We start from the raw sequence: 23,573 nt of genomic DNA on the forward strand, positions 1-23,573 counted from the left end.
CTGTGAGTTCTCATGCCCCTCCTCGCCCGCACCCACCCTCGCCTGTCCGCCGCGGCCACACTCGGTATAGCGGTCGGCATTCTGGCTCCGGCCGATTCGATCATCAGCAAAATCCTCATCGGCTGGAATGCCGGGGTCTGGACCTACCTGATCCTGATGTTCTGGCTCGCGGCACGTGCCAAGGCCCCGGATGTGAAGCGCATCGCCGAGGTCGAAGACGAAAACGCTGGATTGGTGTTGTTCGTGGTGTGCATCGCGGCAATTGCGAGCCTGGCGACCATCACCTTCGAACTGGCCGGCAGCAAAGACCTGGAAACTTCGCGCAAGCTGCTGCATTACGCCTTTACCGCGGCGACGGTGATCGGCTCGTGGCTGCTGATCGGCGTGATTTTCTGCGTGCACTACGCGCGGTTGTTTTACACCTGGGATGGCAAGGAGCCGGCATTGCGCTTCGCCGAAGGCCTGACCACCCCCAATTACTGGGACTTCCTGTACTTCTCGTTCACCATCGGCGTGGCGGTGCAAACGGCGGATGTCGGTGTCGCCACCCGGGGCATTCGCAAGATTGTGCTGGCGCAATCGTTGATCGGTTTTCTGTTCAACACCGCGATTCTCGGATTTTCAATCAACATCGCGGCCGGACTTTTCAGCTAAACACTGCACAAACGTTCTAGGCATCCACTGTGGCGCGGGCGTTAAATAAGTCGGTAATCCGTCTCACAGGTGCAGCATGAGCCCGCATAACTGGATCGACCTGGCCCAGGACGCCGACACTGGCATCGAGACCCTGCGTGCGCATTTCGAGGGCCACGCTTACGACCCGCACTGGCATGACAGCTATCTGGTGGGGGTTACCGAGCAAGGCGTGCAGCAATTCAATTGCCGCCGGGCTCGGCATCAAAGTACGCCGGGCAAGGTGTTTCTACTGGAACCCGGCGACATCCACGACGGTGAAGCACCCACTGCGGACGGTTTCACCTACCGCATGCTGTACCTCGATCCGCAATGGCTGGAGCGCGAATTGGCCGCGCTGTTCGAAGACGCGCCGGCGGGCAGTCAACTGAGTTTCGCCAACACCCTTACCACCGACCCACAACTGGCCCAGGCCACCAGCCTGGCGTTCCAGACCTTGCACGGCGGCGAGCTGAAAATCGTTCGTCAGACCGCCCTCGACGGCTTACTCGAACGCCTCACCAGCCACCTGCACTGGCGCACCCGCTACAGCGAAGACCCACGTCTGCCTCGGGTGGCGCAAAAGGCCCGGGACTACCTGCACGCCAATGCCCACCTCGATATCGGCCTCGATCAACTGGCCGCAGCCACTGGCGTCGATCGCTTTCGCCTGACCCGCGCCTTCAAGGCTGCCTACGGTTTGGCGCCCCATGCGTATCTGGTGCAATTGCGCCTGTCCAAGGCCCGGCGAATGCTTGCCAGCGGCTTGCAACCAGCAGCGGTGGCGATGGAATTGGGGTTTGCCGATCAGAGTCACCTGGGGCGCTGGTTTGTTCGGGCCTATGGGCTGACGCCGGCGATGTATCGCAAGCGCTGCTCAAATCTTCCAGACAGGTAGCACGGCCATTGTGAAGATCGACTTCAATGATCTTCACTGGAGTTTGCCTGCGATGTGGTCTTCTTTTCCGACGTTACTGCCCTTCCTGCTGTTTGCTTTTGTGGCCTCGATCACGCCCGGGCCGACCAATATCCTGGTGTTGAGCAACAGTGCCCGATATGGCCTGAAAGCTGCCGTCCCGATCATCTTCGGCGCTTGTGCCAGCGCCGCGACTATCGTGTTATTGGTCGGTACTGGCGCAGGCTCCTCGCTGACGTCATTGCCCGGTGTTCAAACCACTATGCAGTGGGTCGGTGTGGCTTGGCTGAGCTATCTTGCCTGGCAGATTTTCTTCGCCCCGGCCCAAGCCCTTACCCCTCAGGACACTCAGGCCAGGCTTGGATTGGTCGGTGCCGCCAGCCTGCAACTGATCAACCCGAAGACCTGGATGATGGCGCTCGCTGTCGTCAGCGTATTTGCGGGCGCCGGCGAGCAGCGGCTGGTGCACGTGGCGTACCTGTCGTTGGTGTTCTTTATGATTTCGCTGCCTTGCCTGAGTGTCTGGGCCTTGCTCGGTGCAGGTTCCAGCCGGTGGTTGCGCTCACCCCGGGCGATGCAGCGTTTCAATCGGCTGATGGCCCTGCTGTTGCTGGTTTCGGCATGGCTGAGCGTGTTGATCTGACTGCCATCCGTCGGTGTTCATGAGGCGATGAACCACCAATCGCTTGACGGGTGATTTGCTTTTGGTGTTTCCTGAAACCGGTTTCCGCGTTATCACGAAGCGCTGAACCTAATAAATCCAATAAAAAGGTTTCAGACCGTGAACGACTTTTCCGCCGCCCAGCGCAGCCGCGTCACCATGCTCGATGTCGCCGAACACGCGGGTGTGTCCAAAGCCAGCGTTTCGCGCTTTATTGGCGACGACCGCGCCCTGCTTTCCGATGCCATTGCCCTGCGCATCGAGCAAGCGATCAGCCAATTGGGCTACCGCCCGAACCAGATGGCCCGCGGCCTTAAACGCGGGCGAACCCGCCTGATCGGCATGCTGGTAGCCGACATCCGTAACCCATATTCGATTGCCGTGATGCATGGCGTGGAAACCGCCTGCCGTCAACACGGTTACAGCCTTGTAGTGTGCAACACCGACCGCGATGACGAGCAGGAACGTCAGCATCTGGCGTTGCTGCGCTCGTACAACATTGAAGGCTTGATCGTGAACACCCTGGGTCATCACCGCGACGAACTGCTCGAATTGCATCGGGAAATGCCCCTGGTGTTGGTGGACCGCAAGGTCGAGCAGCTCGAAAGCGACCTGGTGGGGCTGGATAATCCCGTCGCCGTTGAAATGGCCCTCGCCCACCTTGAAGAGCGCGGCTACCGCGATGTGCTGCTAGTGACCGAACCGTTTGACGGCACTAGTTCGCGGATCGAGCGGGTGAGCAGTTTCAAGGCGCAGATCGAGCAGCGTTCGGCGTTGCAAGGTGCCGTAGTCGAAACCGGCAATGATCTGACCTCACGCTTGAAAACCTTCCTCGATACACCCGGGCCAGGACCAAAAGCACTGTTCTGTGCCAACGGGATTGCGGCGCTGGCCAGCACTCATGCGTTGCGAGAACTGGGCTGCAAGCTGTTCGAGGATATCGGGCTGATTGCCCTGGATGATCTGGATTGGTATCCGTTGGTGGGCAGCGGGATCACCGCCCTCGCCCAGCCGACGGCCGAGATTGGCGCGAGTGCGTTTGAATGTTTGCTCAAGCGCTTGCGTGGGGATGTTGGCCCCGTGCGGACCGTGGATTTTGCGGCGCGGTTGATTGTGCGTGGGTCCACCTGCGGAGTGAGCGGGTGACCATTCTGACGCCTTCGCGGGCAAGCCTCGCTCCTACAGGATTTGTGTCGTTCACTCATTATCCGAACGCCGCAAAACCTGTAGGAGCGAGGCTTGCCCGCGAAGAGGCCCAAAAGAACACCCCCTATTTCAGCCCTATTTTTTTGAACAAAAATGAAACCGGTTTCAGAGGTAAACAACAATGAATAAACCACCCGTTTCCATCAGCCTGTCGAGCTACGGCGCCGACCTGGTTCGCCAGCGCGGCCAAGGCAGTTTCATCGACCTGTTGGCCGCCGCCGGCGCCACGCGCATTGAATGGCGCGAGGAGTTGCTGACCCATGAAGAACCGGCGCAACTGGCCGATGCCACCCAGGCTCAAGGGCTGGAAAGCGTGTACTCCTCGCCCATGGAACTGTGGCTGGCCGGTCAATCGCGGCCCAATCCCGAACTGGTCCCGACCCTGCAACGAGCCCAGGCCTTCGGCGCCAAATGGCTGAAAGTCTCCCTCGGTTATTTCACCGACAACAATGACCTCCAGGCCTTGGCCCGACTGCTGACTCAGAGCCCGGTGCAACTGCTGGTGGAAAACGACCAGACCCTGCACGGCGGGCGCATTGAACCGTTCCAGCGCTTCTTCGCCGACGTTGAGCAGCACAATTTGCCGATCAAGATGACTTTCGACATCGGCAACTGGCAATGGCAGGACCAGTCCGCTGCCAGCGCCGCGCGTGCGCTGGGTCGGCATGTCGGTTATGTGCACTGCAAAGCGGTGGCGCGTCGGGCCGACGGCAAACTGGTAGCGATGCCGCCCAGCGCCAGCGACCTGCATTTGTGGGAACAACTGCTGCGGCACATGGCCCAAGGCGTAATGCGGGCGGCGGAATATCCGCTGCAAGGCGACGATCTGGTGCAACTGACCACCGAACACGTCGCCACCCTCGCCCGTCTCGGTCAATCACGGTTGGAGAGCGCGCATGTCTGAGATCGATATTCTGTCGTTCGGCGAAACCATGGCGATGTTCGTCGCCGAACAGAGCGGTGATCTGGCGGCGGTTGGCCAGTTTCATAAGCGCATTGCCGGGGCAGATAACAACGTCGCCATCGGCTTGTCGCGGCTGGGGTTCAATGTCGCCTGGCTAAGCCGGGTAGGCGCTGATTCCCTGGGTCGCTTTGTCATCGATACGCTGGAAAAAGAAGGCCTCGATTGCCGCAATGTCGCTATCGACCCCGTGCATCCGACCGGCTTTCAGCTCAAGTCACGCACTGACGATGCCAGCGATCCGGTGGTCGAGTATTTCAGGCGCGGCTCGGCGGCCAGTTACTTGTCGGTGCAATCGATTACCCCTGAACTGTTGACCGCCAGGCACTTGCACGCCACCGGCATTCCTCCAGCGCTTTCGACCACTGCCCGGGAAATGTCCTTCGAATTGATGACCCGCATGCGCGAAGCCGGGCGCAGCGTGTCCTTCGACCCGAACCTGCGCCCAAGCCTGTGGGCCAGCGAGCAACAGATGATCACCGAGATCAACCGTCTCGCCGCCCTCGCCCACTGGGTGCTGCCGGGGCTGAGTGAAGGTCGTTTGCTCACCGGTTTTGAAGACCCGGCGGACATCGCGGCGTTTTACCTCGACCAAGGGGCTGAAGCGGTGGCGATCAAGCTTGGGCCGCACGGCGCCTATTACCGCACGCATCTGGATCAGGGTTTCGTCGCTGGTGTGCCGGTGGAAACCGTTGTCGACACCGTGGGCGCCGGTGATGGCTTTGCCGTCGGCATGATCAGCGCCCTACTGGAAAACCACAGCTTTGCCGACGCTGTGCAGCGCGCCAACTGGATTGGCAGCCGTGCGGTGCAAAGTCGGGGGGATATGGAGGGGTTGCCGACCCGGGCTGAATTATCGGCTGAATTTGAAACCGCCATTCGCGAGCAAGCCCGCTCCCACATTGGAATGCGTTCACCTGTGGGAGCGGGCTTGCTCGCGAAGAGGCCCGCACAAGCACTGAAGATTTAGACCGTTACCTGCTGCGACAAAAACAACAAGCTCAGGAGCACCATCATGAAAACCGCAACACTCGCCACCCGCCGCTGGTGGTACATCATGCCCATCGTGTTCATCACCTACAGCCTGGCGTACCTGGACCGCGCCAACTACGGGTTCGCCGCCGCCTCCGGGATGGCCGCCGACCTGATGATCACCCCAGGCCTGTCGTCCATGCTCGGCGCGCTGTTCTTCCTTGGCTACTTTTTCTTCCAGGTGCCGGGGGCGATCTACGCCCAGAAACACAGCGTGAAGAAACTGATTTTCGTCAGCCTGATCCTCTGGGGCGGCCTGGCCACACTGACCGGGATCGTCTCCAACGCCTATTGGCTGATCGTCATCCGCTTCATGCTTGGCGTGGTCGAAGCCGCGGTGATGCCGGCAATGCTGGTCTACCTGTGCCACTGGTTCACCCGCGCCGAACGGTCACGGGCCAACACCTTCCTGATCCTCGGCAACCCGGTGACCATGCTGTGGATGTCGGTTGTGTCCGGGTACTTGGTGCAGCACTTCAGCTGGCGCTGGATGTTCATCGTCGAAGGTTTGCCGGCGGTGATCTGGGCGTTTATCTGGTGGCGCCTGGCCGATGAGCGTCCGGCCCAGGCCAAGTGGCTCAGCGATCAAGAGAAACAGGACCTGGAAAGCGCACTCGCCGCTGAACAGGTCGGCATCAAAGCAGTCAAGAATTACGCCGAAGCTTTCCGTTCGCCAAAAGTGATCGTGCTGGCCCTGCAGTTTTTCTGCTGGAGCATTGGCGTCTACGGTTTCGTATTGTGGCTGCCGTCGATCCTCAAGGCCGGCTTGCAGATGGACATGGTCGAAGCCGGCTGGCTGTCGGCGCTGCCGTACCTGGCGGCGGTGATTGGCATGCTCGCGGTGTCCTGGGGTTCGGACAAGTTGCAGAAGCGCAAACGTTTCGTCTGGCCGCCGCTGCTGATCGCCTCGATCGCGTTCTACGGTTCCTATGCCTTGGGCGCTGAACACTTCTGGTGGTCCTACACCTTGCTGGTGATCGCCGGGGCTTGCATGTACGCGCCGTACGGGCCGTTCTTTGCGATCGTCCCGGAAATCCTCCCGGCCAACGTCGCCGGTGGTGCCATGGCGCTAATCAATAGCATGGGTGCCCTCGGTTCGTTTGGCGGGTCCTATCTGGTCGGTTACCTGAACAGCACCACCGGTTCGCCCGGTGCTTCGTATCTGTTGATGAGCGGCGCATTGATGCTCTCGGTGGTGCTGACGATTTTCCTCAAGCCCGGCGCCAGTGACCGGGTCGTGGCCAAAGCCGCTGTGAAACGGCCGGTGCCCGCTCACCCTTGAATTGAAGTTGAGACGATAACGATGAAAAAGCAGGTTGTGCTGTACAAGAAACTCTCGCCATTGCTGATGGCCCGCCTTCATGAACACGCCGACGTGACGCTGATCGACAGCCTCGATGCCGAGGGTCTGGCCAAGTTGCGCGCGGCCCTGCCCCACGCTCAAGGCTTGCTGGGTGCAAGCCTGAAACTGGATGCGGCTTTACTCGATCTCGCGCCGAACCTGGAAGCGATTGCCAGCGTCTCGGTGGGCGTTGACAACTACGACATCAATTACCTGACCGAGCGACGCATTCTGCTCAGCAATACCCCGGACGTGCTCACCGAAACCACCGCAGACACCGGTTTCGCGTTGATCCTGGCCACCGCCCGGCGCGTGGTGGAACTGGCAAACATGGTTCGCGCCGGCCATTGGCATCGCAACATCGGCCCGGCGCAGTTCGGTACCGATGTACACGGCAAAACCCTGGGCATTATTGGCATGGGTCGCATCGGCGAAGCACTGGCCCAGCGCGGGCATTTCGGCTTCGGCATGCCAGTGATCTATCACAGCCATTCGCCAAAACCGGCGGTGGAACAGCGCTTCAATGCGCAGTACCGCAGCCTGCCGGAGCTGTTGCAGCAGGCAGACTTCGTTTGCCTGACCTTGCCGCTGACGGCTGAAACCGAAGGCTTGATCGGTGCCGAGCAATTTGCCCTGATGCGCCCGGAAACGATCTTCATCAATATTTCCCGGGGCAAGGTGGTGGACGAAGCGGCGTTGATTCAAGCCCTGCGTGAGGGGCAGATTCGCGCAGCCGGGCTGGATGTGTTCGAGCGCGAGCCGCTGAACCATGATTCGCCATTGATGCAGTTGAACAACGTGGTGGCGACGCCACACATTGGTTCGGCGACCCATGAGACGCGAGAGGCGATGGCCAAATGCGCGGTGGACAATCTGCTGATGGCGTTGGCAGGTGAGCGGCCGGTTAATCTGGTGAATGCCAAGGCGTGGAAGGCTTAAGCCATTTGGCGCCTGTCAGGGCGCCTTCGCGGGCAAGCCTCGCTCCTACAGGGAGAACGCATTCCAAATGTGGGAGCGAGCCTGCTCGCGATGAGGTCGGCCAAACAATACGAGGCGTGAAGATCTGAGAAATTTGGCGTCTGCCAAGACGCCTTCGCGGGCAAGCCTCGCTCCTACAAGGAGAACGCATTCCAAATGTGGGAGCGAGCCTGCTCGCGATGAGGTCGGCCAAACAATACGAGGCGTGAAGATCTGAGAGATTTGGCGCCTGCCAAGACGCCTTCGCGGGCAAGCCTCGCGCCTACAGGTTCACCGCAATCCCTGTAGGAGCAAGGCTTGCCCGCGAAGAGGCCCTCAAGCCCACCACAAAACCATCAGGCCCTACGCGCTTCCAACAGATCCGCCGCGCACAACGCTATCCGCCGACACGCATCCGCCAGTTTCACCTGATCCACCACCAGGCCAATCCGAATGTGTCCCGCCGCACTCGGCCCGAAGGCTTCTCCCGCCAGCACTGACACGCCATAGCCTTCCAGCAACCGCTCGGCAAAGCTCTGGGCGCATAGCCCGGTCGGGCGCACATCGACCATCACGAACATCCCGCCATCGGGCTTGATCGGCCGGACTCCCTGGCAATTGCTCAACCGCGCGCACACCAGATCCCGACGCTGGCGATACTCTTCACGCATCTGCGCCACTTCCGGCAAGTCCCTGTCCAGCGCGACTTGCGCGGCTTTTTGCACGAAGTCCGGAATGCCAAACAGCATGCACAACGACAAGTGCACCAAGTGTTCGGCCAACGGTTTGGGGCCGATCACCCAACCGACGCGCCAGCCGCTCATGGCGTGGGATTTGGACAAACTGTTGAGGGTTGCGGTGCGCTCGGCCATGCCCGGTAAACTGGCCGGGCTGATGTGCTCGCCTTCGTACAACAAGTCGCTGTAGACCTCATCGCTGATCAGCCACAAGTCGTGGCGAACGCAAAGCACCGCCAGTTCCTGCCAGATCTTCAGGGAAAGACTGGCGCCGGAAGGATTGTTCGGGCTGTTGAGCAGAATGACTCGGGTCTTGGGTGTAATCAGTGCCGCGACATCCGCCGGATCCACCCGAAAACCGTTCTCCGGACGCACCGCCACCGGCACCACTTTGGCACCGCAGGCACCCAACACGCCTTCGTACGTGACGTACATCGGTTCGGCGACAATCACTTCATCGCCCGGATCGAGCAGGCATTGCGCAACCGAGTACACCGCGCATTGCGCCCCCGGCAACACGATCACATGCTCGGCATCCACCGCCTGACCGCTGCGGCGGCGGTGGCGGGTGGCAATGCTGGTACGCAGCGCCCGGGTGCCGCGCACATCCGAGTAATGAGTGTCACCGGCCAATAAGCTGTCGATGGCCGCCTGGACGATGGGTTTGGGCGTATCGAAATCCGGATCGCCCACCGACAGGAGCAGCACATCAACGCCCTGCTCGCGCAACTCCAGCGCTCGATCATGAATCTGCCAGGCTGCCGCTCCGTCACCGGCAATGCGTTGGGTCAAGGCTGAATAGCGCATTTACTTCTCCTGTCGCGCGTGCTCCAGACTCAACCCTATCTCAAATTACAAAACGCGCCACCATCGCGTTCAAATCCACTGCCAAACGCGACAGTTCGTGGGTGGCGGCGCTGGTCTGGTTGGCACCGGCGGCGGACTGAGTGGCGAGGTCGCGGATGTTGACCAGGTTGCGGTCCACTTCGCGAGACACCTGAGCCTGTTCTTCGGAGGCGCTGGCGATCACCAGGTTGCGTTCGTTGATCAGGTGGATCGACTGGGTGATTTGCTCCAGTGCGACACCGGCGGCGCGGGCCATTTCCAGGGTGCTTTGAGTGCGCTGGTTGCTTTGCTGCATCGAGGACACCGCTTCGCCGGTGCCGTTTTGAATGCCGGCGACCATTTTTTCGATTTCCTGGGTCGATTGTGCAGTGCGATGAGCCAACGCCCGAACCTCGTCCGCCACCACTGCAAAACCTCGTCCGGCTTCACCGGCGCGAGCGGCTTCAATCGCGGCGTTGAGCGCCAGCAGGTTGGTTTGTTCGGCAATGGCGCGGATCACGTCGAGCACCTTGCCGATGTCACGTCCTTGGGCTGCCAGGCCTTCGATCATCACCGAGGTGTTTTGCACGTCGTGGGTCATGGTCTGGATCGCGTCAACGGTTTCCACCACACGGTTGCGACCTTCACGAGCCGCCTGGGTCGACTGGTTCGAGGCTTCGGAAGTCGACACCGCGTTGCGCGCCACTTCTTCCACGGCGGCGGTCATTTCATTCACCGCCGTGGCGGCTTGTTCGATTTCGTTGTTTTGTTTTTGCAGGCCGCGGGACGCCTCTTCGGTGACCGTGCTGAGTTCTTCGGCGGCGGCACCCAACTGGGTGGCGGAGCCGGCGATCTGCTCGATGGTTTTGCGCAGGTTGTTCTGCATGGCGGACAAGGCTTCGAGCAGGCGGGCCGGTTCGTCCTTGCCGTCGACATCGATGGTTTTGGTCAGGTTGCCGCCGGCAATGGTTTCGGCGGCCTGCACCGCACGGTTCAACGGTCCGACGATGCTGCGGGTCAACAACCAGGCCAGCAGCACCGTCATCAGGGCCGCCACCACCGACACGGCGATAATGCCGTCGATGGCAAAGTCGTACTGGTCGCTGGACGTCGCATCTGCCTCGGTTGCATCAGCCCGATTGATCGCAATCAGCTTGTTCAACTGCTCGCCCATCTGGTCGGTACCGTCCTTGATCCGGGTGTTGATCAGGTTACGCATTTCGTCCAGCTTGTTCTGGCGCGAAAGGTCCATCATCTCGCGCTGGGCTTGCAGGTAGTTGTCCAGGGTGGTGGAAAAAGTCTTGTACAACGCTGCTTCTTCTCCGCCAGCGGGCAATGCTGCATAACCGGCCTGTGCCTGTTTGACCTTGTCCACCAGAACGCCGATGCGGGTTTCGGCTTCCTGCAGGCCAGCGGCTTCGCGGTTCACCAGAACACGGAACGAGAGAATGCGCAGGCGCAGTACGTTTTCAGTCATGGTGCCCAGAAAGGCGACGCTGGGAAGCTGATTGCTTTCCATGTCCACGGAGGCCTGTCGGATCATCGACATGCGACTCACTGCAAACACGCCCAGCGCGATGACCAGCAGGGCAATGAAGGCAAAACCGAGGAAAGCTCGAGGCGCGATATTCAGATTACGCATGGACATAGGATGATTCTCGGGTGATTGAGCTTCGAGCATCCGTGCCGTGATCGCTGTCAGGCGGACGTGTAAGCCGGCCGGATCAGCTTGGCGCCACTGTTGTAATTGGTTTGTGCGCGCCTATGAGGGTTATCGGCAGGGCTTGAGGTTTTTTGCGGGGCAAGTGGAAATATATTTCAGGAGGTTGCGGGCGTTTCAGTGGTGAAACACCGTGCCGGAGAGGATTGCGCTTCTGTGGCGAGGGGGCTTGCCCCCGTTGGGTCGCGAAGCGGCCCCGGCATTTTGTCAGTAAAACCGTATCGGCAAGTTTTGCGACTGCTTCGCAGCCGAACGGGGGCAAGCCCCCTCGCCACAAAGTCTACTCACCATGGGGTTAAGGTCAGGCTTTGTCGGCAGCCATCCGCCAAACCCGCGCAATATCACTCGCCCGCTCGCGCAATAACCGCGGTGCCTCAGCACATGCTTGCTCCAGCGTCATCGGCCCGCTCGCCAGGGCAAACGCCGCATCAATGCCGTGGCCATACAGTTCCTGATAACCGTCACCCAGCGTCCCGGCAATGACAATCACCGGCACGCCCTGCTGCCGTGCAATCCGTGCCACGCCAAACGGCGTCTTGCCGCGCAAGGTCTGGGCGTCGAAACGGCCTTCACCGGTAATCACCAGGTCCGCGCCCTTCACCGCTTCGGCCAGGCCGACCAGTTCGGCGACGACTTCCACACCCGCCTGAAATTGCGCGCCGAGAAACGCCTTGGCCGCAAAACCCAGGCCGCCCGCCGCGCCGCTGCCAGGTTCGTCGCGCACGTCTTTTTCCAGTGCCTGCGCACACAGGTCGGCGAAGTGTCCAAGGGCATGGTCCAGTTGCTGGACTTGCGCTGGCGAAGCACCTTTTTGCGGGCCGAAAATGGACGAGGCACCATGGGGGCCGCACAGGGGATTGTTGACGTCGGCAGCGATGTCGAAACGCACCGCGTTCAGGCGTGGATCGATTTCGCTCAGGTCGATGCGGTGTAATTGTGCCAATGCCAAGCCGCCCGGCGGAAGAATCGAGCCTTGTGCATCGAACAGTTTGACGCCCAAGGCCTGCATCGCCCCGGCACCGCCGTCATTGGTGGCACTGCCGCCAATCGCCAGAATCACCCGTTGTGCACCGGCGTCGAGTGCGGCGCGGATCAATTCGCCGGTGCCGAAAGTACTGCTGATGCACGCATCGCGTTGCCCCGGTGGAACCAGTTGCAAGCCGCTGGCCTCAGCCATTTCGATAATTGCGGTGTGGTTGTGCGGCAACCAGCCCCAAGCAGCTTCGGCCGACGCACCCAACGGGCCGCGCACGGTGGTGCGGCGCAACTCACCGGCGCAGGCCGCCAGAATCGACTCGACCGTCCCTTCCCCGCCGTCGGCCATCGGGCATTTGACCAATAGCGCGTCCGGCCAGACCTCGGCCAGGCCCAACGCGATGGCATCGGCTACGCCCTGGGCACTCAGGCTGTCCTTGAACGAATCGGGGGCAATGACGATTTTCATATGAATTCTCCAGTTCAGTGCCTCCATGCTGCCAGTTGCCAAACGCGCTGACGCCGGTCCGCTGCACAAGCTAGGGGGGCGTTTGTTGTTCATTTCTACAAACCGGGTATTTATGTTGACTGGGAGGGCCTCTTCGCGGGCAAGCCTCGCTCCTACCGGAGCGGCGCCATCCCTATAGGAGCGAGGCTTGCCCGCGAAGGCGTCCCTACAACCACCACATCTTTTAATCAGTTTGCGGAAGCAGCTGCACGCCGAGATAAAGCGCTAGCATCCCGTCCAGCCGCAACGGATCAACTCCGCTCAGCTCGGCAATCCGTTCCATGCGATAGCGCAAGCTGTTGCGATGAATCCCCAGCGCATCGGCACACGCCTGGCTCTGCCCGTCGTGGTCGCACCAACTGCGTAAGGTCGCCAGCAATTGGCCGTTGCTGTCCTTGGCGATGACTTTGCGCAACGGCTTGAGCAGTTCGTCCAGCGCATCGTCGTTGCGATGCCGCCAGAGCATCACCGGCAGCCGATAACGGTTCAGCGTCAGCAGGCGCGAGCGCGGCAACACATCGCGACCATAGGCCAGCAAATCCGCGACCCGGCGATAGCAGCGGCGCAAACCCGGTAGTCCATCGGCCTGCCCACCGACGGCAATGCGCAGAATGTTCCAGCCCAGGCCATCGAGTTTCTCCAGCAATCGTTCATGTTCGATCGCCTGACTCGCCGGCCGGCACCACAGCAGCGACGACTTGGCGGAACTGACGCACCAACTGTCGGGATAACGACTGATCAACCAGGCGCTGAGCGCTTCAACGGTCTGCCCCGGCCCGTGCTCCAGGCCCAACTCGAACAGATAGGGCACCCGCGTCAGTTGTGGTTTGAGTCCCAGTTGTTGCGCTTCGTCCACCAGGCGTGGCGAATCCCCGGCGTCGGTCAGCAACAATGCGAGCAAGTCATCGCAACGTTGACGCCGCCATTGCTGTTCGGCCTGCTGGTTGCGCTGGCCCACCAGCATCTCGGCGGTCATGCGCACCAGCTCCGCATAGGTGCGTAGTTGCTCCGGTTCACCGGTAATGCCAAGCACGCCGATCAGCCGTTGATCGAGCAACAGCGGTAGGTTGATCCCCGGCTGCACGCCTTTGAGGTGAATCGCCGTTTGGGCGTCGATTTCCACTACCCGCCCGTTGGCCAGCACCAGTTGCGCACCTTCGTGGCGGGTGTTGATCCGCTCCGGTTCGCCGCTGCCGAGTATCAACCCCTGACTGTCCATGACATTGACGTTGTACGGCAGGATGGCCATTGCCCGGTCGACGATGTCCTGGGCCAGGTCGTGATCGAGTTCAAACATGGGGCAGGTCCTTGAAAACGGGGTGGGACGGGTTGTTCACCCGCACAGGCCTTGTTGGCAAACCCTGTGCTCAGGCACAAAGACAACCACCTAAAGGGTGGCCGAGACTCACAGGGCGATCAACGTTACCCTTTGCATCGCAAAAAATCATAATAAAGAGAGAGCCCGCCATGTCACAGAGCGCAGCCGCTACCCAGACCATTGCTGACGACAAAAACGCTGTCTACAAACGTATTACCCTGCGTTTGATCCCCTTCATTTTCATCTGCTACCTGTTCAACTACCTCGACCGGGTGAACGTTGGATTCGCCAAGTTGCAGATGCTCGACGCGCTGAAATTCAGCGAAACCGTGTACGGCCTCGGGGCCGGGATCTTCTTTATCGGCTACGTGCTGTGCGGTGTGCCGAGCAACCTGGCCCTGACCAAGTTCGGCCCCCGGCGCTGGATCGCGCTGATGATGATCGTCTGGGGTTCGCTCTCGACGTGCTTGCTGTTCGTCACCACACCGACCGAGTTCTACACCTTGCGCCTGTTCACCGGCGCAGCCGAAGCCGGGTTCTTCCCAGGCGTGGTGCTCTATCTTTCGCAATGGTTCCCGACCTTCCGCCGTGGCCGCATCATGGCGCTGTTCATGTCGGCGATCCCGGTGTCCGGCCTGCTCGGCAGCCCGTTCTCTGGCTGGATTCTCAACCACTTCGGTGCCGGTCAAGCGGGTTTGGCGGGCTGGCAGTGGATGTTTTTGCTACAAGGTATCCCGACGGTAATCCTCGGCGCCCTCGCCTACTTCCTGCTCAGCGACAGCTATGCCAATGCCAAGTGGCTGACGCCGTTTGAGCGCGAGGTGCTGGAAGCGGACCACGCTGAAGACCTGGCCAATAAGCCGAAAACCACCACAGATTCATTGGCGGCAGTGTTCAAGAACCCGGCGATCTGGGCGTTCGGCCTGATCTATTTCTGCATCCAGAGCGGTGTATACGCGATCAACTTCTGGTTGCCGTCGATCATCAAGAACCTCGGGTTCAGCGATAACCTGGTGATTGGCTGGTTAAGCGCGATTCCGTATCTGCTGGCAGCGGTGTTCATGTTGCTGGTCGGTCGGTCAGCGGACTTGCGCAAAGAGCGTCGCTGGCATTTGGTGGTGCCAATGCTGATGGGCGCGGTGGGCTTGCTGATCGCGGTGAATTTCGCCACCACACCGGCGATTGCGATTCTCGGCCTGACCATCGCCACCATGGGCGCCCTCACCGGCCTGCCAATGTTCTGGCCGGTGCCCACCGCTCTGCTGAGCGCGGGCGCCGCAGCGGGTGGCCTGGCGTTGATCAACTCCATGGGGCAGATGGCCGGGTTCCTGAGCCCGTACCTGGTGGGTTGGGTCAAGGACAGCACCGGTTCGACGGATGCGGCGTTGTATCTGTTGGCGGGTGTGATTGTGTGCGGGAGTGTGTTGGCGTTGCGGATGACGCGCATCCTGCGCGCCTGAGTCCACCGCTGTTCCCCTTGTGGGAGCGGGCTTGCTCGCGAAGGCGTCGCGTCAGTCGACATCATTATTGACTGAGCCACCGCTTTCGCGAGCAAGCCCGCTCCCACATTGGACCGAGTCGATAATTGCGGTTGCTCCCGGCTGTCCTTTTGGTATTTGATTGACGCCTTTCCCATCGGCAAAAGGATTTCGTCATGAGCTACCGCACACTGGGTCATTCGGGTTTGCAGGTGTCCACCCTGACCCTGGGCACCATGATGTTCGGCGAACAGACCAGCACCGAAGATTCCTTGCGGATCATCGACAAGGCCTGGGACCAGGGCATCAATTTCATCGACACCGCTGACGTCTACACTGGCGGACGTTCCGAAGAAATCGTCGGTGAAGCCGTTGCCGGCAACCGCCACGAATGGGTGCTCGCCACCAAAGTCGGCTTCGGCCCGGTGGACGGCGTACCGAACCGCAGCGGCTTGAGCCGCAAGCACCTCTTCAACGGCATCGACGCCAGCCTGACGCGCTTGGGCACCGATTACGTCGACATCTATTACCTGCACCGCGAAGACCACAACACGCCGCTGGAAGTGACGATTTCGGCCATCGGCGACCTGATTCGCCAAGGCAAGATCCGCTACTGGGGCCTGTCCAACTACCGTGGCTGGCGCATCGCCGAAGTCATTCGCGTGGCGGACAAACTCGGGGTCGACCGGCCGGTGATCAGTCAGCCGCTGTACAACATCGTCAATCGTCAGGCTGAAACCGAGCAGATCACTGCGGCCCACGCCTATGGCCTGGGTGTCGTGCCGTATAGCCCGTTGGCTCGTGGCGTGCTCAGCGGCAAATACGCACCGGACGTGAAGCCGGACGCCAACAGCCGCGCGGGCCGTCAGGACAAACGCATCCTGGAAACCGAATGGCGCGTTGAGTCGCTGCGCATTGCCCAGCAGATTCAGGAGTACACCCAGGGCCGTGGCGTGGGCATCGTCGAATTCGCCATTGCCTGGGTAATCAACAACAGCGCCGTCACTTCGGCCATCGTCGGGCCGCGCACCGAAGAACAGTGGGATGCCTACACCAAGGCGCAAGCGGTGAAAATCACCGCGCAAGATGAGGCCTTCATTGATTCGCTGGTAACGCCGGGGCATTCCTCGACACCGGGGTTCAATGACGTGAGCCACTTCGTCTCCGGCCGTAAACCCCGTAATAACTGACGAAACCCATAACCTGTGGGAGCGGGCTTGCTCGCGAAGGCGGTGTGTCAGGCAATGCAGATGTCGACTGACACGACCTCTTCGCGAGCAAGCCCGCTCCCACAGGGGATCTATGTTGATTGCAAATCTTGTAGGTGACAAAAATCAAATGTGGGAGCGAGCCTGCTCGCGAAGGCGGCTTTATATTCAACATCCATGTTGGCTGATAGACGGCTTTCGCGAGCAAGCTTTGCTCCTACAGGTTTTGCGTTGTTCTTGATCAATCGATCAATGTTCTAAGCTAAAACCACGTATCCTCTGCGCCCCGTTTCACGTTCACCCCCCGCGAGGACAGTTTGTCTAAAGGTATCGCTTTATCGGTCACAGCCTCGGTGCTGTTTGCCGTCATGTATTACTACACTTCGCTGCTCACCCCGTTGAGCGGCGTAGAAATCTTTGGCTGGCGGATGCTGCTGACTGTGCCCTGCATGACGGTGTTCATGCTGGTGTCCGGCGAATGGCGGCGCGCGGTCGAGATCCTCAAGCGCCTGGGCGGCAAGCCGAAGTTGCTGGGTGCCCTGATCGTGTCTGCGACGCTGCTTGGCTTGCAACTCTGGCTGTTCATGTGGGCACCGCTCAATGGCTACAGCCTCGATGTGTCGCTGGGTTATTTCCTGCTGCCGTTGTCGATGGTGCTGACCGGGCGCATCGCTTACGGCGAGCGTTTGTCCTACTTGCAAAAGGTCGCGGTGTTTTTCGCCTCCCTCGGCGTGCTCAACGAGTTGTATCAGGTGGGCGGCTTTTCCTGGGCGACCTTGCTGGTCGTGGTGGGATATCCGACCTACTTCGTTTTGCGAAAGTGGCTGAAGACCGACAACCTCGGCGGGCTCTGGCTGGACATGAGCCTGATGTTGCCAGTGGCGTTCTGGTTCGTTTGGGGCGGCGAGCAAGGTTTTGGCGTGTTTGACCAATACCCGTGGTTGTCACTGCTGATCCCGGTACTCGGATTGATCAGCGCTTCGGCACTGGTGGTCTACATCATCGCCAGCCGCTTGTTGCCGTTCAGCCTGTTCGGGCTGTTGAGCTACGTTGAACCTGTGCTGTTGCTGGGCGTGGCGTTGTTGCTGGGGGAAAGCATCAAGCCGGGAGAATGGCTGACCTACATTCCAATCTGGTTGGCCGTGGTGGTGCTGGTGTTTGAAGGGTTCAAGCACATGATGCGCAGTCGCCGACCTTAAAGTCTGCACAAAAACCTGTGGGAGCGGGCTTGCTCGCGAAGGCGGTGTATCAGTCAACATAGATGGCGACTGACACGGCCTCTTCGCGAGCAAGCCCGCTCCCACATTGGTTTTGTATACACCAATAAAAAGCCCGGCCAGCATTGCTGCTGACCGGGCTTTTTTACATCTGAAGCGGCTTACTCAGTCGCGAGTACACCACGACGCACCTGATCGCGCTCAATCGATTCGAACAACGCCTTGAAGTTGCCTTCGCCAAAACCATCATCGCCTTTGCGCTGGATGAATTCGAAGAACACCGGCCCCATCAGGGTTTCCGAGAAGATCTGCAGCAGCAGACGCTTGTCGCCCGACTCGGACGAGCCGTCCAGCAGAATCCCGCGCATTTGCAGTTGATCAACCGGCTCGCCGTGATTTGGCAGACGGCCTTCGAGCATTTCGTAATAGGTTTCCGGTGGCGCGGTCATGAAGCGCATGCCGATTTTTTTCAGGCGATCCCAAGTGTCGATCAGGTTGTCGCTGAGGAACGCAACGTGCTGGATGCCTTCGCCGTTGAACTGCATCAGGAACTCTTCGATCTGCCCAGCGCCCTTGGACGACTCTTCGTTCAACGGGATGCGGATCATGCCATCCGGCGCCGTCATGGCCTTGGAGGTCAGGCCGGTGTATTCGCCCTTGATGTCGAAGTAACGGATTTCGCGGAAGTTGAACAGCTTCTCGTAGAAGTTGGCCCAGTAGGCCATGCGCCCGCGATAGACGTTGTGGGTCAGGTGATCGATGATCTTCAGGCCCGCCCCTTCCGGGTTGCGGTCCACGCCTTCGATGAACACGAAGTCGATGTCGTAGATCGAGCTGCCTTCGCCGAAACGGTCGATCAGGTACAGCGGCGCACCGCCGATGCCTTTGATCGCTGGCAGGTGCAGCTCCATCGGACCGGTTTCGATGTGAATCGGCTGGGCGCCGAGTTCGAGGGCACGCTTGTAGGCTTTTTGCGAATCCTTGACGCGGAACGCCATGCCGCACACCGACGGGCCGTGCTCGGCCGCGAAGTACGAAGCGACGCTGTGGGGTTCGTTGTTGAGGATCAGGTTGATCTGGCCCTGGCGATACAGGTGCACGTCTTTGGAACGGTGGGTCGCGACCTTGGTGAAGCCCATGATCTCGAAGATCGGCTCCAGGGTGTTCGGGGTCGGCGATGCGAACTCAATGAATTCAAAGCCCATCAGGCCCATTGGGTTTTCGTATAAATCTGCCATGGTTGGCGCCTCATCATCTGCATTTGAAATTAACGGCTGAATTAACGGATCGTTAGTTGCTAGCAATGCTGAGACTGGCGGGTGGCGCACAGGAGATGCCCCGAACGCTGCGGGCGAGGAAGTCACCGTAGATCAATTGAAACCCAAAACTCTTCATTGTCGACCCAAGGCTCTTGCGGGCGAGGCTTCTGCTGCCAGAAGACGTTTATTATTGTATGCGTAAACCGATTCTACACAGCGTAAAACGGTTTGTCCGCCTTCTGTATCAAATCCCCTTTTTCGTGGCCGGTGCAAGCGGTTTGTTACACAGGTAAATCCCCGACAGAATCAGCCCGCCACCCAGGCACATGGCCAGCGTCAATTGCTCGCCCAACAACATTGCCCCAAAGATCACGGCGGTCAGCGGATTCAAGGCAATGAACACGCCGGAACGGGTCGCGCCGATTTTGCGGATGCCATCGTAATAGCCAATGTAGGCCAGCGCCGAGCCGAGCACGCCCAGGTACATCAGGCTTAGCCATTGTTGCGGACCCAGGCTGAGCAGCGCATCAACACTCAACTCGCCGCGCGCCGCGCTGGTTATCCAGAGCATCGCCGTGCCCAGTAGAATCGAGTACGTCACCGTTTGTACCGGCCCCAGCGTCTGATTCAGTTCCCTGGAAAACAGCGAATAAACGCCCCAACTCAACACGCAGCCGAAAATCAGCAAATCGCCAATCCATGCGTCGGCATTGGCCGCCAGCAATTGCGGGTTGCGGCTGACGATCACCAGCCCTGCCCCGACGATGCAGATCGCGATCCCCGCCACTTTCATCCGGCTCAAGCGCTCCTTGAACAGCAACCACGACGCCAGGCCAATCACCGCCGGGTTCAACGCCACGATCAGCGACGCCCGGGACGCGTTGATGTAATGCAGCCCATAAAAGAAGCACAGGTTGTAGAAGAAAATCCCGAAGAACCCCAGCAGTGCCAGTTGCAGCCATTGACGTTGGCTCGGTCGCACCAGCGGCACGCGGGCCAACAGCACAAACAGCAGCAACGCCACGCTGGCGAGCAAAAAACGCAGGCTCGCGGCAAACAGCGGGCTCAGGCTGTCGGCCAAAAAACGGCCGGCCACAAAGGTCCCGCCCCAAATCATCGTCACCGCCGCCAACTTCAGATAAACCGGGACATCCGAGGGTTTTGTCAGGCTTTGTTCATAGCTATTCATAAGTCACCAGAAGAACGGATGACGTATCATCGGGCTCATGCCTGATCATCGTAAAATGAGTAAATACTCATGACCCTGACCCAACTGGAAATCTTCTCTCTGGTCGCCGAACTGCGCGGTTTCACGGCGGCTGCCAATCGCCTGGGAATTTCGCAATCGGCGGTTTCCCACGCACTCAAGTCACTGGAACAGGAACTGGGCGTCGAGTTGCTGCGCCGCCACCAGTCCCAAGTCGAACTCAGCGACATCGGTCAGCAACTGCTGCTGCGCGCCCGGGCGATGCTCGGGCTGGCCAATACGTTGCGCGAGGAAGCCGCCGATGCCCGCGGGATGAAACGCGGCACGTTGCGCATTGGTTCGTTCGGCCCGACCTCATCGATCAAGTTGCTGCCGATGATCCTTGAGCAATACCGTGCGGCCCATCCCGGCATTGAAGTGCATATCGACGAAGGCCCGGACCGTCAGGTGATGCAATGGCTCGAGGAGCGGCGCATTGATGTGGGTTTTGTGGTGCTGCCCGAGGAGCGTTTCGACACGTTCGCGCTGATCGAGGATCAGATGGTTGCGCTGCTGCCAGTCGATCATCCGCTGACTGCGCACGATAGTTTGAGTTTGCAGGACTTGTGTCATGACCCTTTCGTGCTGACCGAGGCCGGTTCTTCCGAACTGGTTTCGCGGCTGTTCAACGCCGCCAGGCTGACGCCGAACATTCGTTATCGATGTTCGCAACTGCTCAGCACCCTGGACACAGTGAGTCGTGGCAATGCCCTGACCGTCGTCGCCGAAAGCTCATTGCCGCAAGACATTGACCGTCGTTGTGTGAAGAAACCGCTTTCACCCTCCGTCAAACGCCAGGTCGGGTTGGCGGTGCTGGATCAGCGCCAGTCATCCCCGGCGACAATGGCCTTTATCAAGCTGGCTTCGGGCTTGAGCTATCGCTGATCGGCATAACTGCCAACAGCCAACTATGATGGCCATGGGAAATCCCACTCCATAGTTGAAGGTTTCGTAAATGCCCCTGACCGTAAAGTCCCGCCGCAAGCGCAGCACCCGAATTGCTGTGACCGTTTTGAGCGGCGTGCTCCCGGTTCTTTTGGGCTTCGCCATCCTTTATATGCAGGCCGGGCGCGTGCTCAAGCAAAGCACCGAGCAAACCGCCGACGAAGCCCTGCGCCAATTCAATCTGATGCTCGACAACACTGCAGAAGCCGCGCGGGTGTTGCTGCCCTTGGCCGGAGACAACTGCAACGACGCCAAATTGGCGCTGCGTGAACAGGTGACTCGTCGGCCGTTTGTACGCTCGACCAATCTGGTGTGGGACAACAATATCTATTGCAGTTCGTTGTTCGGCGATTATCAGGAGAAAGTAAACGCTGGTGACTACACCCAAGGTCAGTTGTGGTTGATGAACGGCAACCCCGTCACGCCCAACACCGCATTGCTGGTTTATCGTCTCAGCGATGACAAAAAGGGTGCGCTGACTACCCTCGACGGTTATCACTTGAGCAACGTGCTGCGGCTGATCGGTCGCCAGACTTCATTGTTGCTGCAAGTGGGCAATAACTGGTTGTCTGCCGACGGCAAGGTGCAGGACAGTGCCCTGCCCATCTTTCCGGTGGCGCAAAGTACGCGGGTTTCCGAGCAGTACGCGTTTAAGGTGGCCGCCGGCTTCCCCGAGGGCGAAACCTGGCGCTACATGAGCCGTGAGTACCCGCCACTGTTCAGTCTGCTGCTGTTTTTTGGTGTGGTGTCGGGCTCGATCGGGCACATCCTGCAAAAACGCGCCTCATCGCCCAGCGTTGAACTGCAACGCGCGCTGGAGGCCAGGGAATTCATTCCGTATTTTCAGCCGGTGGTGCATGGCGATACGAAAAAGTGGAGCGGCGCCGAAGTGCTGATGCGCTGGAATCACCCGAAGGAAGGTTTGGTGCGCCCCGATCTGTTTATCCCGTTCGCCGAACACTCGGGGCTGATCGTGCCGATGACCCGCTTGTTGATGCAGCAGACCGCCGCGTTGCTGGCGCCGGTATCGGCCACGTTTGACGGGCCGTTTCATATCGGCATCAACATCACCGCCAGCCACTGTCAGGACCTGGAACTGGTGGAAGATTGCCGAGAATTTCTCAGCGCCTTCACGCCGGGAAGCGTCAGCCTGGTGCTGGAGCTGACCGAGCGCGAACTGATCGAACCGACGGACCTGACTCACCAGTTGTTCGAGCAGCTTCACGGGTTGGGCGTGATGATCGCGATTGACGACTTTGGCACCGGCCATTCGAGCCTGGGGTATCTGCGCCAATTCAACGTGGATTTTCTGAAAATCGATCAGAGTTTTGTCGCCATGATCGGTGCCGATGCCCTTTCCCGACATATTCTGGACAGCATCATTGAACTCTCGGCCAAGCTGGACCTTGGAATTGTTGCCGAAGGTGTAGAAACCGAGGAGCAAAGCGATTACCTGACGGCCCACCGCGTGAACTTCCTGCAAGGCTACCTGTTCGGCCGGCCGATGCCTGGCGCGGACTTCATTAATGCATTAAGTCACCATTAAACGCTTGGGCAGATAACCAAAGCTCGCACCAAATTGAATCAAAAGACTGCTGTTGTTACATGAAGAAAAAGACAGGATTTACTCTTGGGCAATTAACTACTACAATTTTTCTTGCCTGTGCAAGATTAGCAGGTGAGCCATTATCACCGAGTCGCTTCAAGGCTCTTGGCTTATAGCTTTGTTTGCGGTTGGTATCAGCCAAACACACTATTGGAGTAAAGATATTGTCCAGACTCGCTGAATTTCGTGCAGCTGAAAAGGCCCTTCAAGAACAGCTCAAGCAGCTGGAATCCTTGAAGAACGATGCCGGGCTCAAGAAAGAAATCGAATTCGAAGAAAAGCTCCAGGGGCTGATGAAAACCTACGGCAAAAGCCTGCGCGACATCATCGCCATTCTCGATCCGAACCCGGCAAAATCGGGCCTGCAACAGGCCGCAGCGCCTAAAACCCGCCGCGCCCGTGTGGTCAAGGTCTATCACAACCCGCACACCGGTGAACTGATCGAAACCAAGGGCGGTAACCACCGCGGCCTGAAAGCCTGGAAGGAACAGTACGGTGCCGCCACCGTCGATTCCTGGCTGCGCGGTTAACCTTTCGCGGCAACAAAAAAGCCCTGCTAATGCGGGGCTTTTTCATGGGTGACATCTAACAAATGCAACGATAGTCGCCGATCAAGTTGGAAATGCCCTGTAACGAGGTGTCACCGCCAGCGCAATAAAAACATTCTTCACATTGAGAACGCTGTAGCTGCGTCGCCGAGCCCATCATACTTTCCTGCTAACTTTATGCTTAATCCCTTTGGGCATCTAAAAAAGCCGGGGCGGGCTGACATGCAAAGCCCTTC

The 23,573-nt window shown here is 59.5% G+C and carries 21 protein-coding genes; 15 read left to right on the forward strand and 6 right to left on the reverse strand.

The genetic code is table 11. The annotated features are described in order from the left end of the window. Window positions 1–12: 12 nt before the first annotated feature. The 9 genes from ACWIKB_RS05800 to ACWIKB_RS05840 all read left to right on the forward strand — a co-directional run bounded on the left by ACWIKB_RS05800 (window position 13) and on the right by ACWIKB_RS05840 (window position 7,729). Window positions 13–654 carry a DUF1345 domain-containing protein gene (locus ACWIKB_RS05800; protein WP_054050623.1) on the forward strand — a complete coding sequence of 214 codons (642 nt, stop codon included), beginning with the start codon at window positions 13–15 and terminating at the stop codon, window positions 652–654. A gap of 76 nt (window positions 655–730) precedes the next feature. Next, window positions 731–1,570, forward strand: coding sequence for an AraC family transcriptional regulator (locus tag ACWIKB_RS05805; protein WP_475265741.1), 840 nt, complete (start codon window positions 731–733; stop codon window positions 1,568–1,570). A 52-nt stretch (window positions 1,571–1,622) separates the two neighbouring features. Next, window positions 1,623–2,231: a LysE family translocator gene (locus ACWIKB_RS05810; protein ID WP_475265742.1), complete on the forward strand. Its 609-nt coding sequence runs from the start codon at window positions 1,623–1,625 to the stop codon at window positions 2,229–2,231. Between the two features lie 138 nt (window positions 2,232–2,369). Beyond that, window positions 2,370–3,395 (forward strand): LacI family DNA-binding transcriptional regulator, encoded by a 1,026-nt coding sequence (locus ACWIKB_RS05815; protein ID WP_475265743.1) that lies wholly within the window; start codon window positions 2,370–2,372, stop codon window positions 3,393–3,395. Continuing rightward, a complete protein-coding gene (locus tag ACWIKB_RS05820) occupies window positions 3,392–3,580 on the forward strand; it encodes a hypothetical protein (RefSeq protein WP_475265744.1) in 189 nt (62 codons plus the stop codon). Before ACWIKB_RS05815 ends, ACWIKB_RS05820 begins: the two co-directional genes overlap by 4 nt. Next, window positions 3,577–4,359, forward strand: a complete 783-nt coding sequence (locus ACWIKB_RS05825; RefSeq protein ID WP_475265745.1) for a sugar phosphate isomerase/epimerase family protein — start codon at window positions 3,577–3,579, stop codon at window positions 4,357–4,359. The genes ACWIKB_RS05820 and ACWIKB_RS05825 overlap by 4 nt, the downstream gene beginning before the upstream one ends. Continuing rightward, window positions 4,352–5,386, forward strand: coding sequence for a sugar kinase (locus tag ACWIKB_RS05830; RefSeq protein ID WP_475265746.1), 1,035 nt, complete (start codon window positions 4,352–4,354; stop codon window positions 5,384–5,386). The genes ACWIKB_RS05825 and ACWIKB_RS05830 overlap by 8 nt, the downstream gene beginning before the upstream one ends. A gap of 45 nt (window positions 5,387–5,431) precedes the next feature. Continuing rightward, the gene (locus tag ACWIKB_RS05835) at window positions 5,432–6,730 is read left to right on the forward strand and encodes an MFS transporter (protein WP_475265747.1); all 1,299 of its coding nucleotides are present in this window, start codon (window positions 5,432–5,434) and stop codon (window positions 6,728–6,730) included. Between the two features lie 21 nt (window positions 6,731–6,751). Next, the gene (locus ACWIKB_RS05840; RefSeq protein WP_475265748.1) at window positions 6,752–7,729 is read left to right on the forward strand and encodes an NAD(P)-dependent oxidoreductase; all 978 of its coding nucleotides are present in this window, start codon (window positions 6,752–6,754) and stop codon (window positions 7,727–7,729) included. A gap of 374 nt (window positions 7,730–8,103) precedes the next feature. Here the strand turns inward: ACWIKB_RS05840 and ACWIKB_RS05845 are convergent, their stop codons facing one another. From ACWIKB_RS05845 to ACWIKB_RS05860, 4 genes are all read right to left on the reverse strand, one after another. Continuing rightward, window positions 8,104–9,291 (reverse strand): pyridoxal phosphate-dependent aminotransferase, encoded by a 1,188-nt coding sequence (locus ACWIKB_RS05845; RefSeq protein WP_475265749.1) that lies wholly within the window; start codon window positions 9,289–9,291, stop codon window positions 8,104–8,106. A 40-nt stretch (window positions 9,292–9,331) separates the two neighbouring features. Continuing rightward, on the reverse strand, window positions 9,332–10,957 hold the full coding sequence (locus ACWIKB_RS05850) for a methyl-accepting chemotaxis protein (RefSeq protein ID WP_475265750.1): 1,626 nt from the start codon (window positions 10,955–10,957) through the stop codon (window positions 9,332–9,334). 373 nt (window positions 10,958–11,330) lie between these two features. Beyond that, window positions 11,331–12,473 (reverse strand): glycerate kinase, encoded by a 1,143-nt coding sequence (locus ACWIKB_RS05855; RefSeq protein WP_475265751.1) that lies wholly within the window; start codon window positions 12,471–12,473, stop codon window positions 11,331–11,333. Window positions 12,474–12,696: 223 nt separating this feature from the next. Next, window positions 12,697–13,809, reverse strand: coding sequence for a sugar diacid recognition domain-containing protein (locus ACWIKB_RS05860; RefSeq protein WP_475265752.1), 1,113 nt, complete (start codon window positions 13,807–13,809; stop codon window positions 12,697–12,699). Window positions 13,810–13,979: 170 nt separating this feature from the next. Here ACWIKB_RS05860 and ACWIKB_RS05865 point away from each other — a divergent pair, with 170 nt between their 5' ends. From ACWIKB_RS05865 to rarD, 3 genes are all read left to right on the forward strand, one after another. Next, entirely contained in the window at window positions 13,980–15,290 is a 1,311-nt protein-coding gene (locus ACWIKB_RS05865; protein WP_475265753.1) for an MFS transporter, read from the forward strand. A gap of 194 nt (window positions 15,291–15,484) precedes the next feature. Then, window positions 15,485–16,498 (forward strand): aldo/keto reductase, encoded by a 1,014-nt coding sequence (locus ACWIKB_RS05870; protein WP_475265754.1) that lies wholly within the window; start codon window positions 15,485–15,487, stop codon window positions 16,496–16,498. A gap of 335 nt (window positions 16,499–16,833) precedes the next feature. Next, window positions 16,834–17,715, forward strand: a complete 882-nt coding sequence (rarD, locus tag ACWIKB_RS05875) for an EamA family transporter RarD (RefSeq protein ID WP_475265755.1) — start codon at window positions 16,834–16,836, stop codon at window positions 17,713–17,715. A gap of 179 nt (window positions 17,716–17,894) precedes the next feature. On the opposite strand, the gene hppD is transcribed toward rarD, so the two are convergent. Both hppD and ACWIKB_RS05885 read right to left on the reverse strand, forming a co-directional pair. Next, window positions 17,895–18,971: a 4-hydroxyphenylpyruvate dioxygenase gene (gene hppD, locus ACWIKB_RS05880; protein ID WP_475265756.1), complete on the reverse strand. Its 1,077-nt coding sequence runs from the start codon at window positions 18,969–18,971 to the stop codon at window positions 17,895–17,897. 265 nt (window positions 18,972–19,236) lie between these two features. Further along, a complete protein-coding gene (locus tag ACWIKB_RS05885) occupies window positions 19,237–20,181 on the reverse strand; it encodes a DMT family transporter (RefSeq protein WP_475265757.1) in 945 nt (314 codons plus the stop codon). 69 nt (window positions 20,182–20,250) lie between these two features. On the opposite strand from ACWIKB_RS05885, the gene ACWIKB_RS05890 reads away from it, so the two are divergent. The 3 genes from ACWIKB_RS05890 (at window position 20,251) to ACWIKB_RS05900 (ending at window position 23,319) form a co-directional block, all read left to right on the forward strand. Then, entirely contained in the window at window positions 20,251–21,123 is an 873-nt protein-coding gene (locus tag ACWIKB_RS05890; RefSeq protein WP_475265758.1) for a LysR family transcriptional regulator, read from the forward strand. Between the two features lie 70 nt (window positions 21,124–21,193). Next, window positions 21,194–22,729, forward strand: coding sequence for an EAL domain-containing protein (locus ACWIKB_RS05895; protein ID WP_475265759.1), 1,536 nt, complete (start codon window positions 21,194–21,196; stop codon window positions 22,727–22,729). Window positions 22,730–22,953: 224 nt separating this feature from the next. Continuing rightward, a complete protein-coding gene (locus ACWIKB_RS05900) occupies window positions 22,954–23,319 on the forward strand; it encodes a histone-like nucleoid-structuring protein, MvaT/MvaU family (protein WP_123408041.1) in 366 nt (121 codons plus the stop codon). The last annotated feature ends 254 nt before the right edge of the window (window positions 23,320–23,573 follow it).

This window comes from Pseudomonas sp. 5Vm1k (assembly GCF_056161485.1).

What these genes read in the sequence shown, in the direction of transcription:
- ACWIKB_RS05800 (WP_054050623.1), top strand. Translation starts at nt 13, where the DNA reads ATGCCCCTCCTCGCCCGCACCCACCCTCGCCTGTCCGCCGCGGCCACA.
- ACWIKB_RS05805 (WP_475265741.1), top strand. Translation starts at nt 731, where the DNA reads ATGAGCCCGCATAACTGGATCGACCTGGCCCAGGACGCCGACACTGGC.
- ACWIKB_RS05810 (WP_475265742.1), top strand. Translation starts at nt 1,623, where the DNA reads ATGTGGTCTTCTTTTCCGACGTTACTGCCCTTCCTGCTGTTTGCTTTT.
- ACWIKB_RS05825 (WP_475265745.1), top strand. Translation starts at nt 3,577, where the DNA reads ATGAATAAACCACCCGTTTCCATCAGCCTGTCGAGCTACGGCGCCGAC.
- ACWIKB_RS05830 (WP_475265746.1), top strand. Translation starts at nt 4,352, where the DNA reads ATGTCTGAGATCGATATTCTGTCGTTCGGCGAAACCATGGCGATGTTC.
- ACWIKB_RS05835 (WP_475265747.1), top strand. Translation starts at nt 5,432, where the DNA reads ATGAAAACCGCAACACTCGCCACCCGCCGCTGGTGGTACATCATGCCC.
- ACWIKB_RS05840 (WP_475265748.1), top strand. Translation starts at nt 6,752, where the DNA reads ATGAAAAAGCAGGTTGTGCTGTACAAGAAACTCTCGCCATTGCTGATG.
- ACWIKB_RS05845 (WP_475265749.1), bottom strand. Translation starts at nt 9,291, where the DNA reads ATGCGCTATTCAGCCTTGACCCAACGCATTGCCGGTGACGGAGCGGCA.
- ACWIKB_RS05850 (WP_475265750.1), bottom strand. Translation starts at nt 10,957, where the DNA reads ATGTCCATGCGTAATCTGAATATCGCGCCTCGAGCTTTCCTCGGTTTT.
- ACWIKB_RS05855 (WP_475265751.1), bottom strand. Translation starts at nt 12,473, where the DNA reads ATGAAAATCGTCATTGCCCCCGATTCGTTCAAGGACAGCCTGAGTGCC.
- ACWIKB_RS05860 (WP_475265752.1), bottom strand. Translation starts at nt 13,809, where the DNA reads ATGTTTGAACTCGATCACGACCTGGCCCAGGACATCGTCGACCGGGCA.
- ACWIKB_RS05865 (WP_475265753.1), top strand. Translation starts at nt 13,980, where the DNA reads ATGTCACAGAGCGCAGCCGCTACCCAGACCATTGCTGACGACAAAAAC.
- ACWIKB_RS05870 (WP_475265754.1), top strand. Translation starts at nt 15,485, where the DNA reads ATGAGCTACCGCACACTGGGTCATTCGGGTTTGCAGGTGTCCACCCTG.
- hppD (WP_475265756.1), bottom strand. Translation starts at nt 18,971, where the DNA reads ATGGCAGATTTATACGAAAACCCAATGGGCCTGATGGGCTTTGAATTC.
- ACWIKB_RS05885 (WP_475265757.1), bottom strand. Translation starts at nt 20,181, where the DNA reads ATGAATAGCTATGAACAAAGCCTGACAAAACCCTCGGATGTCCCGGTT.
- ACWIKB_RS05890 (WP_475265758.1), top strand. Translation starts at nt 20,251, where the DNA reads ATGACCCTGACCCAACTGGAAATCTTCTCTCTGGTCGCCGAACTGCGC.
- ACWIKB_RS05895 (WP_475265759.1), top strand. Translation starts at nt 21,194, where the DNA reads ATGCCCCTGACCGTAAAGTCCCGCCGCAAGCGCAGCACCCGAATTGCT.